Raw genomic sequence first — 13,883 nt, 5'->3', positions numbered from 1 at the left:
GGTCGAACTGTCAGTAAACTGCACCCCATTTCCCGAGCCACTCCACTCAGAGGTTTTGCATGACAGTCAGTCCATTTGCGGGCAAGCCGGCACCGGCAGAGTTGTTGATCGATATCCCGCGACTGGTGACGGCCTACTACACCGGCCGACCCGATGCCTTGGTTGCGACCCAGCGCGTGGCTTTTGGCACCTCCGGCCACCGTGGCAGCTCCTTCGACCTGGGCTTTAACGAGTGGCACGTGTTGGCAATCAGCCAGGCGATCTGCCTGTACCGTGAAGCCCAGGGCATCAACGGGCCGTTGTTCGTCGGTATCGATACCCACGCGCTGTCGACCCCGGCGGGTGCCAGCGCACTGGAAGTCTTCGCGGCCAACGGTGTGACCGTCATGATCGCCGAGGGGGATGAATACACCCCGACGCCGGCGGTTTCCCACGCCATTCTCTGCTACAACCGTGGCCGCACCTCGGGCCTGGCGGACGGTATCGTCATCACGCCGTCCCACAACCCACCGCAAAGTGGCGGCTACAAGTACAACCCCACCAACGGCGGTCCGGCCGATACCCATATCACCAAGTGGATCGAAGCCAAGGCCAACGAACTGCTGGCCAACCAGCTCGCCGGCGTCAAGCGAGTCAGCTACGAGCAGGCCCTGAAAGCCGATACCACCCACCGTCACGACTATGTCAACACTTACGTGGCGGACCTGGTCAATGTCATCGATTTCGATGCCATCCGCAGCGCCGGGTTACACCTGGGCGTCGATCCGTTGGGCGGCGCGGGCGTGCGCTACTGGCCGGCCATTGCCGAGCATTACCGCCTGGACCTGGACGTGGTGAACACCCACGTGGATTCCACCTTCCGTTTCATGACCGTCGACTGGGATGGACAGATCCGCATGGACCCATCTTCCAGCCATGCCATGCAAGGGTTGATTGGCCTGAAGGAGCGCTTCGACGTGGCCTTCGCCTGCGATCCGGACCATGACCGCCATGGCATCGTGACGCCGTCCGGCGGCCTGTTGGCGCCGAACAATTACCTGGCGGTGTCCATCGACTACCTGTTCCAGAATCGCCCGCAATGGCGCGCCGATGCCGGCGTAGGCAAGACGGTGGTCAGCAGTGGCCTGATCGATCGCGTCGCCAAGCGCCTGGGGCGCCGGCTCTATGAAGTGCCGGTGGGCTTCAAGTGGTTTGCCGACGGCCTGTTCGATGGCTCCCTGGGTTTTGGCGGTGAGGAAAGCGCCGGCGCTTCGTTCTTGCGCAAGGACGGCGGCGTCTGGAGCACCGACAAGGACGGCCTGATTCCGGCGTTGTTGGCGGCTGAAATGACGGCGCGCACCGGTCGCGACCCGAGCCAGGCCTACCGCGCCTTGACCGACGAGTTGGGCGAACCGTTCTCGGTACGCGTCGATGCCAAGGCCAACCCGCAACAGAAGGCCCTGTTGAGCAAGCTGTCGCCGGATCAGGTGACGTCTACCGAACTGGCGGGGGAGAAGATCCAGAGCATCCTCAGCCATGCACCGGGCAATGACCAGGCCATCGGCGGCCTGAAGGTCATGACCGAAAACGGCTGGTTCGCGGCGCGTCCGTCGGGTACCGAGGATATCTACAAGATCTACGCCGAAAGTTTCATTGGCGATGCGCACCTCAAGCAACTGGTGGCCGAGGCGCAAACGTTGGTGGATGGGGCGATCAGCAGCAAGTGATACATGTGATGTGAGCTTGTGACGAGGGAGCTTGCTCCCGCTGAGCTGCGCAGCAGTCCCGCTTTTTTGGCGGTCGCTGCGCAACCGAGCGGGAGCAAGCTCCCTCGCCACAAGAGCAGCAGTGCAGGGTTTAGGCGAGGTCCACGAGCACGATTTCGCTGTCTTCAATCGCGGTGACCCGCAATATCCGTTCATCTTCAATCGCAACACCGTCTCGAGCTTGTGCGCGCAACCCATTGATTTCTATCAACCCTGTGGCCGGCACAAGATACGCTCGTCGTCCGACGTCCAGCCGGTATTCCGCACTTTCACCTGCCTTGAGATTGGCCGCTACCAGTCGCGCGTCGGCGCGAATCCGCAGGCTCTGGTCGTCGCCGGCCTTGCCACTGGCCAAGGTCACGAAGCCTTCGCGCGAGTCCTTGGGAAACGGTTTGGCGCCCCACGACGGTGCCAGACCTTCTTCGTTGGGAATGATCCATATCTGGAAAATGCGCGTGGCCGTCGACTCCAGGTTGTACTCGCTGTGGGCGATCCCGGTGCCCGCGCTCATGACTTGTACGTCGCCAGCCTCCGTACGGCCCTTGTTGCCCAGGTTGTCCTGGTGGCTGATCGCGCCTTCGCGCACATAGGTGATGATTTCCATATCCCGGTGCGGGTGCTGGGGAAAACCGCTGCCGGGGGCGATGACATCGTCGTTCCAGACGCGCAGGTTGCCCCAGTGCATGCGTTGCGGGTCGTAATACTCGGCGAACGAAAAATGGTGGTGGGCATCCAGCCAGCCGTGGTTGGCGGCGCCCAACGTGGCGAAGGGTCTGAGTTCGAGCATGTTCGTGTCCTTTTCGCTGAGCGAAGCGATGGTTGATGGCGCTATTCTCGCGAAGGAACTAATCGATAAAAAGCGTAAAAAACGCGTCAAACCTATCGCCTAACTAGATATGAATTCGTGAGCCAACTTTCACTTCATCGCCTAAACCCATGACTTAAAAGCTTTTGGGTGGAACCTGGCGGCAAATCCAGACACCATAGCCGTCATGGTTCATGAACACCGGAGTCCCCAGCGTGTCGCAACACACTCCCGATCTTCCCCCCGAGCTCCTGCCCCTGGCCCAGATGCCGTTGCTCAAGCGCCTGGCCGCCCGGCTCTTCGGCCATGGCCTGACGCGTCTGCGCGCCCAGCACCGAGCGTCTTGGTTGCACGGCCAGGCCGACGGCTTCCGCAGTGGCCATACCGCCGGTTTCGACTATGGCTATAAGGAAGGCAGGGCCGAAGGGCTCGAGGAAGGCCGCCAGGTCTTGTTGATCCGTGATTCGCGCAGCACAGAGCATCCGGCACCGCAGGTGGATGATTTGCTGTTCGATGACTGGCGCCTGCCGCTGACCACCGAGTTGAAGAAACGTATCAAGGCCGACGTGGCCCGATTGCTGCCGGCGCATGCGCAACCGAGTGCCACGCAATGGAAGATGATTTTCAGCGATACGCCGTCTACCTCGGTGGTCGCCGGGGCGGGTGCGGGTAAGTCGACGACCCTGGTGCTAAGGATTGTGTTGCTGTCCCACTACCTGGGCTTCGAACTGGACTCAATGACCGTGGTGACGTTTACCCGGGAATCGCGCAAGGACTTCATCCAGAAATTGATCGAGGTGTTTGCCCTGTGGGGGCGAACCGTCAGCCTCAAGGAAGCACGTGATCTGGTGCGCACCTTCCATTCGCGTATCTTGCCCATGGTCCGCAGCCTGCCCGGGTTCGAGCGGCTCCAGGCCTTCGAGACCCTGAGTCATCGCGCCGAAGCGGACGACGACGCCCAAGGCAATCCCTTTGAGTTACGCATCAACGATGTCCAGCGTCAGCAACTCAACGCCTGTTATTACAACCTTTACCAGCGAGATGCGCGTTTCCGTGAGCTGATCCAACCGTTGTCCCGCCATGCCCTGCAACTCAAGGAGCTGGAGCGCGATCACCCGGATGTGCAAAAACGCGTGGCCGTGACCGAACTGGCGGCCCAGCGCGACGAAGAATTGTGCGATGCCGTCGAAGACCTGTGGTTTCACGCCGGTGCCTGGCCAATCAAGGGGATCGAGCCAAAACGACAAACGTTCGAAATCAATGGTTCGACATTCCACTGCCATGGCTACGCGCCCTCACTGGATGCCTGGGTGATGCTGGGTTTCGATCCGCGGGAAGACGCCCGGCTCAGTCGTCCGGGTGCCAAGTTGAGTATCCGCGCGGAGTGGGCGGTAAAGCGCACCTTGTTTCAAGCTTTCTGCCGTAAGCCACTGATATGGCTTGAAAGTTACGAAGCATCAAAACGTGTGGTGGCATCCATGGCCGGCGATGCCAGTGCCGGCCCCGGGTTCGACTACAAGGTCAAGGGTGAACTGGGTTCGGCGCCATTGTTGGACTGTTTTGTCGCGGCGGCGGGCTTTATCGAGAACCTTGGCCTGGACGTCCCGGACGCCGTGGGCCGGATGGCCTTTGCCCAGGATGACCCCGATCGGTATTTCTTCGAGGCGCTGAGCCGTTACTGGCGGGCATTCGAAGACCATTTGCTCGATCAATCGCCGCCGATCATGACCTATAACCGTATGTTCGCGCTGTTCAGCGAACACTCGCCGGAAAATTTCAAGTTGCTGGGTGATGCCTTGCTCAGGCCGCTATCGCACCTGATGATCGACGAGTTCCAGGACGTATCGCCGCAGATCGTCTCCTGGCTTCGCGCCAGTCTTCGGGAGGTCCGCAGCCGTGGTCCTGCGCTGCACGTGGGGCGCGGTGCCCAGCGTTCGTCCTTGTTGTGTGTCGGGGACGATTGGCAATCGATCTATGGCTGGCGCGGCAGTTCGCCGAGCTACTTCATGGCATTCAACAAGCAATTCCCGTCACCGGCGACAACTCGGGTGATGCTTACCGACAACTACCGCAGCCACCAACACATCATCGACGCGGCCGAGCACATCGTGCGTGCCGCTGCGGCTATCCCAGGCAAAAAAGCCAAGGCCAGTGGCGTGCCCCGATCACTGAGCCCGGTCAATGTGCTGGATCGAGACGACGAAGGGTTGGCCCTGCGACTGGAGGAGCACTATCGCAAGGGTGACTCCATCTTGATGCTGTATCGAAAAAGTAGCGATAAGCTACTGATAGAAAAACATATTCAACCAACAGTTAATGTCGATTCTAGCTTGCCGTATGACGCCCGGCGGCTCAGGCAAATGACCTACCACAGCGCCAAGGGGCTCCAGGCGGATGCGGTGTTCTTATTGGGCGACTGCCAGCACCTGAGCAGTTCGCCCTACAAGAATCAGGTCTATCGCATGGCCGGGTTAGGTCAGGATGGAGACGCCGAACCCTACGACACGGCGCAAAAAGACGAAATCCTGCGCTTGGCGTATGTGGGCATCACCCGCGCCGTGCAGCATTGTTATTGGTATGTCGATGGCCAGGATGGTCAGGCGGCCAATGCGCCTAAGGCTTCAGATCGTATTGCAGCGGACAAGCCCTTTTTCGCTGACCACCGTCGTGCCCGCAAAGGATGAAGCTGTGGCAAAAGCGTATTAAGAGGCCATAGAAAAGCGGCGCCTTCCCTGGAGAGGAAGGCGCCGCTTTCAAATGATAAGCACTGTTCCCTGTCAGGAAGCGAACCGCCGCAACCCTACCGGTGGCACAAACGCTTCCAGCTCGGCCTCCACGGCCTCGATTATTCGTTCCACATCCGGCGCATTCATCACTGTCGCGCAGGGGATCCCCGCAATGGCAATCATCGTCTCGCCGCTGGCACGGTCAAATAGCCGGGCAACCATACTGCCAGGCGCATCCATGCTCGCTTCGAATCCCATGGGATGGAAGTGCCAGCGCATCAACTGGCAAGCGTTGGGGAACGTAACCTTGCTGAAAGATCCTTTATTCATGTGTTGCCCACCTTCTTCAATCGAGCGCTTCCTTTTGCTCATGTCAGGAAGGAAGAGCCATCATGGCTCTACCAGTGAGAACTAAAAATAGCACCTGAAAATGAACCTCATGTGGATTTTTTCAGTCCGTTTTGCGATTGGTTCACTTTTTTTGATTTGGATCACGACTTAAGCGGCGATGCCCAGAATGCCATCACACTTGGTCGGGCGTGTCCTCGACTTCGTTCAACCGCTCTGGCACGCGGCATCTCAAGGCGATGACCACGGCCAGGACCGCCATCGCCAGGGCGGCGGCGAAGGTGGTGTGCAGGCCGTTCGTCACGGCCTCGGGGCTGGCGCGGGTGATCTCATTCGTCGCCGCTGCGCTCGCAAACACCGCGCCGAGCACGCAGGCTCCAGTGAAGAAACCCAGGTTGCGTGACAGGTTGAGCAGCCCGGCGATGACACCTCGCCTTTGGGCGGCCACATCGGCCATGACGGCCGTGTTGTTGGCGGTCTGGAAAAACGCGTAGCCCAGGGTTGTTACCACGATGGCGCTGATGTAGCCGGCGATGCCAAGAGCAGGGGGAACCAGTGACAGCATCAGGCAGCCGAGGGCCATCGTCGCCAGGCCGGCGAACCGCATGGGTTGCGCGCCGAACCGACCCGCCAGGCGTCCGGCAGGCACCCCGGCCAGCGCCGCGACGGTCGGCCCTGCCGCCAGCGTCAACCCGACGAAGGTCGCTGGCAGTCCGAGGGTGATGGACAAGTAAAAAGGCCCGACCAGCAGCGTCGCCATCATGATCGTTGCGACCAGGGCGCTCGTCGCCAGGCCCGAGACCAATGGCTTGTCGCGAAACACGGCCAAGGGAATCAGCGGCGACACGGCCCGGGACTGGACCCGAACGAACAGCGCGCCGCCCACCAGCGCGGCCAGTAGCAGCGCAATGTTCAACCCGCCAAAGCTCCCGCGCCCGGCGGTCATGGCCAAGGCATAAGCGGCGAGCGTCAACGCCAACAGCACCGTGCCGGTGATATCGAAACGAATCGTTTCCGCTTTCGACGGCACTTGCCGCACCGGTAGCGAGTACCACGCCAGCCATAACGTCAGCAGGCCGAGGGGGATGTTGACCAGGAACAAGGCCTGCCAGCCGAACCCACTGATGAGCAGGCCGCCAAAGGACGGCCCAAGGGCCGTGCCCACCGCCGACAGCGTTGCCAGCAGCCCCATGGCGCTGGCGGTTTTTTCCTGGGCGACCGTTTCGCCGACCAGGGCCAGGGTCAACGTCATCATGATGGCGGCCCCCAGGCCTTGCAGCGCCCGACCTGCAATCAGCGGCCAAAGCGAAGGCGCCAGGCCGCAAAGCAGCGAGGCCAAGGTGAACAAGGCGATGCCGGCCAACAGGAGCTTGCGACGGCCCATCAGGTCACCCAAGCGGCCGACGCTGACAATCAGCGTGGTCATGGCGAGCAGATAAGCCAACACCACCCATTGGACCTGCTGGAAGGAGGTATCGAGGGCCTGGGCCAGCGTCGGCAGCGCCACGGCGGCCACACTGGCGCCCAGGGAGGCCAACAGCGTCGAGAGTGCAAGGCTGGCCAGGGCCCAACGAGGTGAAGAGAACCGGCTCGCGGTTGCCGGCCGGCTTGGTTGCGTGTGGATGGGTTTCATCGTTTCACCTGTATCCGTGGCGCTCGAAATGGCGCTGTCGGAACGTTACAACCAGGCATAACATGGCGGAAGACGCAGCGTTTGCAGGTTATAGCTGCGCCAGACGCCATCTATTCAATCGAGCCTTCGCCATGTCTTCGCCTGATCTCAATCTACTCGTCACCCTCGATGTGCTGCTCTCGGAAGGCAGCGTGGCCCGCGCCGCCCGGCGGCTGCGGCTCAGTCCATCGGCCATGAGCCGGGCACTGGCGCGATTGCGGGAAACCACCGGTGACCCGCTGTTGGTTCGGGCCGGGCGCGGGCTGGTGCCGACACCCCGCGCGCTGGAGTTGCGTGAACAGGTCAGTCAGTTGGTGCAGCAGGCTCAGGCGGTACTGCGCCCGGTGACGACGCCGGATCTTGGGCGCTTGAGCCGTACCTTCACGTTGCGCACCCGCGAGGGGTTCGTGGAAAACTTTGCCATCGACCTGATCGCCCGGATTCACGAGCAAGCGCCGGGCGTGCGGTTGCGTTTCGTGGAAAAGACCGACCGGGACAGCACCGCGCTTCGCGAAGGCACGGTGGATCTGGAGACCGCCGTCGTGGACAAGGACACCAGCCCGGAGTTGCGAACCCAGGCGTTGTTCAGCGACCGCTTGATTGGCGTGGTGCGCACGGGTCACCCGCTGAGCCACGCGGCGGTGAGCGCCGCCGGCTATGCGGCGGGTGGGCATGTCGGGGTCTCGATGCGTGGGTTGGACCATGGCCTTATCGACCAGGCCCTGGCGGCGCTGAACCTGTCCCGGGACATCGTGACCACCGTGCCAGGTTTTTCCTCGGCGCTGGGGCTGGCCCGCTCCAGCGACCTGATCGCCAGCGTGCCCGAGCGCTACACCACCAGCCTGCGGATCGGTCTGCACAGTTTCGCGCTGCCGGTCTCGGTGCCTGGGTTCACGATCGCCATGCTCTGGCATCCGCGAATGGACGCCGACCCCGTACATCGCTGGCTTCGAGGCTGTTTGCGAGAAGTGTGCGCAAGTAAGCCGTAGAGGTTTAGTAGATATTCATTAATAGCACTTCGCTGGCACTTAGTTGACGAAAGTGCGACGCCGCCGGCTAATGACTAGTTATCGCTATTTAATATTTAAATAGGGTTTTGTCCGACAATCTGTAACTCGGGCAGTTGAGTGCGCGCACTAGCGAGGCAGAAACCTATTGTTTATGGGCGTTAAGGGGCAGGGCGTGAAATTGAACGAAAAAAATTGCTAGACGTTTGATTTCCAATTGTGTCAGGTTTCTTACGTCCTCATTGGGCGAGTGATAGGACGATCTCGCCAGAGATCGTCTGTCTGACTAAATTGTTCCATTTGCAAACAAGGAAGTGTGTTTATGTCGAAAGTCAAAAACAGCGCTATCGATTCTGCCGAACAACTGCTCTGGGCTCCGCAACTGGCGGCTCCCAGTAATGCGTTCAACCAGATCAATAGTTTCAGCCACCAATACGACCGCGGCGGTAACCTGACCGTCAACGGCAAACCGTCGTACTCCGTCGACGAGGCGGCCACGCAGTTGCTGCGCGACGGCGCGGCTTACCAGGACCGGGACGGCAGCGGCAAGATCGAGCTGACCTATACCTTCCTGACGTCTGCCTCTTCCAGCACCATGAACAAACATGGGATCAGCGGCTTCAGCCAGTTCAGCGCCCAGCAGAAAGGCCAGGCCGCCCTGGCCATGCAATCCTGGGCGGACGTGGCCAATGTCACCTTCACCGAGAAAGCCAGCGGTGGCGACGGTCACATGACCTTCGGCAACTACAGCGGCGGCCAGGACGGCGCGGCGGCGTTCGCTTATCTGCCGGGGACCGGCGCTGGCTATGACGGGACGTCCTGGTATTTGATCAACAGCAGCTACACCCAGAACAAGAACCCGGACCTGAACAACTACGGCCGCCAGACCCTGACCCACGAAATCGGTCACACCCTCGGCCTGGCCCACCCGGGTGACTACAACGCCGGCGAAGGCAGCCCGACCTACGATGACGCCACCTATGGCCAGGACACCCGTGGCTACAGCGTCATGAGCTACTGGAGCGAAAGCAATACCAACCAGAACTTCAGCAAGGGCGGCGTCGAAGCCTACGCCTCGGGTCCGCTGATGGATGACATCGCGGCGATCCAGAAGCTCTACGGCGCCAACACCACGACCCGTACCGGCGACTCGACCTACGGTTTCAACTCCAACACCGGTCGCGATTTTCTCAGTGCCTCTTCGTCGTCGGACAAAGTGGTGTTTTCGGTATGGGACGCGGGCGGCCGCGATACCCTGGATTTCTCCGGGTTCACCCAGAACCAGAAGATCAACCTCAATGACGCCTCGTTCTCTGACGTGGGTGGCATGGTGGGTAACGTGTCCATCGCCAAGGGCGCCGTCATCGAAAACGCTATCGGCGGCTCGGGCAGCGACCTGTTGATCGGCAACTCGGTGGCCAACGAGCTCAAGGGCGGTGCCGGCAACGATATCCTGTGGGGCGCCGGTGGGGCGGACAAGCTCTGGGGCGGTTCGGGTTCGGACACCTTCGTGTTCGCCGCCAGTTCCGATTCGCGGCCGGGGGCAACCGACCAGATCCTCGATTTCGTCAGCGGCCTGGACAAGATCGACCTGACCGGCATCACCAAGGGCGCGGGCCTGCATTTCGTCAGCGCCTTCACCGGTGCGGCGGGCGATGCGGTGCTGTCGACATCGGGTGGCAACAGCCTGCTGTCGGTGGACTTCTCCGGGCATGGCGTGGCTGACTTCCTGGTCAGCACCGTTGGCCAGGCGGCGGCCTCGGATATCGTGGCGTAAGGCTAAACCCCTGTAGGCGCTGCCGCAGGCTGCGATCTTTCAAGTGGTAGGGGAAAGATCGCAGCCTCGCGTCGCGCGACGCGCCTGCAGGACCCCGGCCAGGATCAAGCGAATGCGTAGAAAATCGATGCCCTGTAGCGTTCAGGCAACCGTCGGGTTGCTCGCTACGCTGATGATGTTTTGTGGAGAAGTCGCCATGGCGCGCAGCCTGTTGTTAGCAGAACCCTCGCAGTTGGCCGGTCAATGGCTGGCCGTTTTGTCGAGCCCGCAGGACACCGCGCAAAGCCAGGCGATGCAGGACAAACCGTCCAACACTTGCCTTGTCGAGCTCAAGGCGGACCAGACCCTCGGTGGGCAAACCGAGTGCCTGGGGCACTGGTTGGGGGATGAGCCGGTTCGTTGGTTTACCGAGCCCGACGGTCTTTCCCTGATCGGCAAGCAAGACTCCAGGACGCACCTGGGGTTGCGTCAGGAACATCATTACCAAATCACCTTGAAGTCCGGTTTGATACTTAGGCTTGAACGGAATAAGTCCCAGAGCGCTCATTAACGAGTTGGTACAGTTGCGCAATGATTGAAACACGCTTGTTCAAACGGGCGTGCGTGTCGGTGTGGACCGAATAAACAATCAAAGATTGGTCAGTTGAACTAACGGCCAGTTCGCTGGCGAAGCCAACAACAAGGAAGGTTCATGAACAAGGCAAGGAGCGCTGCCTCGGCGCCGCTGTTTAAAGCGCTGGGCGATTATAAAAGTATTCTGATCAGTGTCGGTTGTTTTACCGCGCTGATTAACGTCCTGATGCTCGCGCCTTCGATTTATATGCTGCAAGTGTATGACCGCGGGCTGTCATCACAGAACGAAACCACCCTGGTGATGTTGTCGCTGATGGTGGTGGGTTTCTTTGTGTTCATCGGGCTGCTGGAAATGGTGCGTAGCTTCGTGGTCATCCGCATTGGCAGCCAGTTGGAAAGACGCTTCAACCTTCAGGTGTACCGGGCCGCGTTCGAGCGCAATCTGCGCCAGGGTGAAGGCAACGCCGGGCAATCCCTGGGCGACCTCACGCATATTCGCCAATTCCTCACCGGCCCGGCGCTGTTCGCGTTCTTCGACGCGCCATGGTTTCCCGTCTATCTGCTGGTGATCTACCTGTTCAACGTGTGGCTCGGCGTGTTCGCGTCCGTCGGCACGCTGTTGTTGATTGGCTTGGCATGCCTGAACGAGGCCATGACCAAAAAAGCCTTGGGGCAGGCCAGCGTCTACTCGCAACAGTCCAGCCAATTGGCCACCAGCCATTTGCACAACGCCGAAACGATCCAGGCCATGGGCATGCTCGCAGCACTGCGCAGCCGCTGGTTTGCCGTGCACTCACGCTTTCTCGGCCTGCAAAACCAGGCCAGCGATACCGGCGCGGTGATCAGTTCCCTGAGCAAGACCCTGCGCCTGTGCCTGCAATCGCTGGTGCTGGGCCTGGGCGCGTTGCTGGTAATCAAGGGCGACATGACCGCCGGGATGATGATTGCCGGGTCGATCCTGATGGGACGGGTGTTGAGCCCCATCGATCAGTTGATTGCCGTGTGGAAGCAGTGGAGCGGCGCCAAGCTGGCTTACCGCCGTCTTGATGCGCTGTTGCAAGCGTTTGCGCCCCAGGACGACGGCATGACACTGCCAGCGCCCAAGGGCCAAGTGAGCTTTGAACACGTGAGCGCCGGCCCACCGGGGCAACGCAACGCTACATTGCAGCAGGTCAGCTTCAGCCTGGCCGCCGGGGATGTACTGGGCGTGCTGGGGGCGTCCGGTTCCGGCAAGTCCACCCTGGCCCGGGTCTTGGTGGGCGTGTGGCCGACCCTCGCCGGGACGGTGCGCCTCGACGGGGCTGACATTCATCGCTGGAATCGCGACCAGCTCGGCCCTCACATCGGCTATCTGCCCCAAGACATCGAACTGTTCAGCGGCAGCATCGCCGAGAACATCGCCCGGTTTCGCGATGCCGATCCGCAGAAAGTCGTCGCCGCCGCGCAACAGGCCGGGGTTCATGAGCTGATTCTGCGCCTGCCCCAGGGCTATGACACGGTGCTGGGGGAGGACGGCGTTGGTTTGTCCGGCGGGCAAAAGCAACGGGTTGCGCTGGCCCGGGCGATGTACGACCGACCGAGCCTGGTGGTGCTCGACGAGCCCAACTCCAATCTCGACACGGTTGGCGAGGCCGCGCTCGCCGGTGCCATTGCGCAGATGAAGGCCCAGGGCACCAGCGTCGTGCTGGTCACCCATCGCTCCTCGGCGCTGGCCCAGGCCGACAAACTGCTGGTGCTCAACGAAGGCCGGCTCCAGGCTTTCGGGCCTAGTCAGGAAGTACTACGGGCGCTGTCCGGCCAATCGGAGACACCACAACGGGACCGTCCCCAGGCAACCCCCAACGGGCTGAGCATGAGTCGCCAATACCAAGCTGCCAGCAAACCGGGTGGCGCATGAGCAAGGAATGCCAGATGAACCTCGAACAGGCTCAAGACGTTGAACGTCCGGAGCGCGACGCCCGTTTCTTCACCCGTATGGGCTGGGTGCTGGCGTTGGTGGGTGCCGGCAGTTTTTTCACCTGGGCCAGCCTGGCGCCGTTGGACCAAGGTATCCCCGTGCAAGGCACCGTGGTGGTTTCAGGCAAGCGCAAGGCGGTGCAATCGATGAGCAGCGGTGTGGTCAGCCGGATCCTGGTGCGCGAAGGCGAGGCGGTGAAGCAGGGCCAGCCGCTGTTCCGCCTGGACCAGACCCAGGCGGCCGCCGATGTGCAATCGCTGCAGGCCCAGTACCGGATGACCTGGGCCAGCCTGGCACGCTGGCAAAGCGAGCGGGACAACCTGTTGCAGGTGAGTTTCCCGGCGGAGCTGAGTCGCGATCCCGATCCACGCCTGGCCCTGGTGCTCGAAGGCCAGCGGCAACTGTTCAGCAGTCGCCGCGAAGCCTTCGCCCGGGAGCAGGCGGCGTTGCGCGCCAGCATCGAGGGCGCCACGGCGCAATTGGCCGGCATGCGTCGGGCCCGCGGCGACTTGACCGCCCAGGCCGAATCCCTGCGTCTGCAACTGGGCAACCTGCAGCCCTTGGCGGACAACGGCTACATCCCGCGCAACCGCCTGCTGGACTATCAGCGCCAGTTGTCGCAGGTGCAGCAGGAACTGGCGCAGAACAGCGGCGAAAGCGGGCGGGTGGAGCAGGGGATCGTCGAGTCGCGCCTGAAGTTGCAGCAGCACAACGAGGAATACCAGAAAGAAGTGCGCAGTCAGTTGGCCGACGCCCAGCTCAAGAGCGAAACCCTGCAACAGCAACTGAAATCCGCAGGGTTCGAGTTGCAACACAGCGAAATCCTCGCCACCGCCGACGGCATCGCCGTGAACCTGGGCGTGCACACCGAAGGCGCAGTGGTGCGCCAGGGCGACACCTTGCTGGAAATCGTCCCCCAGGGCACGCGACTGGAGGTGGAAGGGCACCTGCCGGTGCACCTGATCGACAAGGTCGGCCCGCATTTGCCGGTGGACATCCTGTTTACCGCTTTCAATCAGAACCGCACGCCGCGGGTGCCGGGGGAAGTCAGCCTGATTTCCGCCGACCAGATGCTCGATGAGAAGACCGGCGCGCCGTATTACGTACTGCGCAGCAGCGTCAGCGACGTGGCGATGGACAAGCTCAACGGTCTGGTGATCAAGCCCGGCATGCCGGCCGAAATGTTCGTACGTACCGGCGAGCGCTCGTTGCTCAACTACCTGTTCAAACCGCTGCTCGACCGAGCCGGCTCTGCGTTGACCGAAGAATAAGG

General features: G+C 61.5%; 10 protein-coding genes. 7 read left to right on the top strand and 3 right to left on the bottom strand.

Going from position 1 to position 13,883, the window contains the following annotated elements:
• The first annotated feature begins 59 nt into the window (after positions 1 to 59).
• Complete coding sequence (gene pgm, locus J4E63_RS13540) at positions 60 to 1,706, top strand: phosphoglucomutase (alpha-D-glucose-1,6-bisphosphate-dependent) (protein WP_207282284.1); 1,647 nt, start codon at positions 60 to 62, stop codon at positions 1,704 to 1,706.
• 130 nt (positions 1,707 to 1,836) lie between these two features.
• Here the strand turns inward: pgm and J4E63_RS13535 are convergent, their stop codons facing one another.
• Complete coding sequence (locus J4E63_RS13535; RefSeq protein WP_103308101.1) at positions 1,837 to 2,532, bottom strand: pirin family protein; 696 nt, start codon at positions 2,530 to 2,532, stop codon at positions 1,837 to 1,839.
• 233 nt (positions 2,533 to 2,765) lie between these two features.
• Here J4E63_RS13535 and J4E63_RS13530 point away from each other — a divergent pair, with 233 nt between their 5' ends.
• Positions 2,766 to 5,234, top strand: a complete 2,469-nt coding sequence (locus tag J4E63_RS13530; protein WP_207282283.1) for a UvrD-helicase domain-containing protein — start codon at positions 2,766 to 2,768, stop codon at positions 5,232 to 5,234.
• A gap of 93 nt (positions 5,235 to 5,327) precedes the next feature.
• Here J4E63_RS13530 and J4E63_RS13525 read toward each other — a convergent pair whose 3' ends face one another.
• Positions 5,328 to 5,606, bottom strand: coding sequence for a DUF1652 domain-containing protein (locus tag J4E63_RS13525; protein WP_003201764.1), 279 nt, complete (start codon positions 5,604 to 5,606; stop codon positions 5,328 to 5,330).
• Positions 5,607 to 5,799: 193 nt separating this feature from the next.
• The gene (locus J4E63_RS13520) at positions 5,800 to 7,257 is read right to left on the bottom strand and encodes an MFS transporter (protein WP_207282282.1); all 1,458 of its coding nucleotides are present in this window, start codon (positions 7,255 to 7,257) and stop codon (positions 5,800 to 5,802) included.
• Between the two features lie 131 nt (positions 7,258 to 7,388).
• Between J4E63_RS13520 and J4E63_RS13515 the strand changes: the two genes are divergently transcribed.
• The 5 genes from J4E63_RS13515 (at position 7,389) to J4E63_RS13495 (ending at position 13,881) form a co-directional block, all read left to right on the top strand.
• Positions 7,389 to 8,285 carry a LysR family transcriptional regulator gene (locus J4E63_RS13515; protein WP_207282281.1) on the top strand — a complete coding sequence of 299 codons (897 nt, stop codon included), beginning with the start codon at positions 7,389 to 7,391 and terminating at the stop codon, positions 8,283 to 8,285.
• A 340-nt stretch (positions 8,286 to 8,625) separates the two neighbouring features.
• On the top strand, positions 8,626 to 10,080 hold the full coding sequence (locus J4E63_RS13510; protein WP_207282280.1) for a serralysin family metalloprotease: 1,455 nt from the start codon (positions 8,626 to 8,628) through the stop codon (positions 10,078 to 10,080).
• A 127-nt stretch (positions 10,081 to 10,207) separates the two neighbouring features.
• Entirely contained in the window at positions 10,208 to 10,630 is a 423-nt protein-coding gene (locus tag J4E63_RS13505; RefSeq protein ID WP_103308114.1) for an AprI/Inh family metalloprotease inhibitor, read from the top strand.
• A gap of 141 nt (positions 10,631 to 10,771) precedes the next feature.
• On the top strand, positions 10,772 to 12,550 hold the full coding sequence (locus J4E63_RS13500) for a type I secretion system permease/ATPase (RefSeq protein ID WP_207282279.1): 1,779 nt from the start codon (positions 10,772 to 10,774) through the stop codon (positions 12,548 to 12,550).
• Positions 12,547 to 13,881: an HlyD family type I secretion periplasmic adaptor subunit gene (locus tag J4E63_RS13495; RefSeq protein WP_060742410.1), complete on the top strand. Its 1,335-nt coding sequence runs from the start codon at positions 12,547 to 12,549 to the stop codon at positions 13,879 to 13,881. The genes J4E63_RS13500 and J4E63_RS13495 overlap by 4 nt, the downstream gene beginning before the upstream one ends.
• Positions 13,882 to 13,883: the final 2 nt, after the last annotated feature.

Source organism: Pseudomonas sp. FW300-N2F2 (assembly GCF_017351655.1).
Classification (GTDB): Bacteria; Pseudomonadota; Gammaproteobacteria; order Pseudomonadales; family Pseudomonadaceae; genus Aquipseudomonas; species Aquipseudomonas fluorescens_AA.
This window is presented reverse-complemented; position numbering and strand designations above follow the sequence as displayed.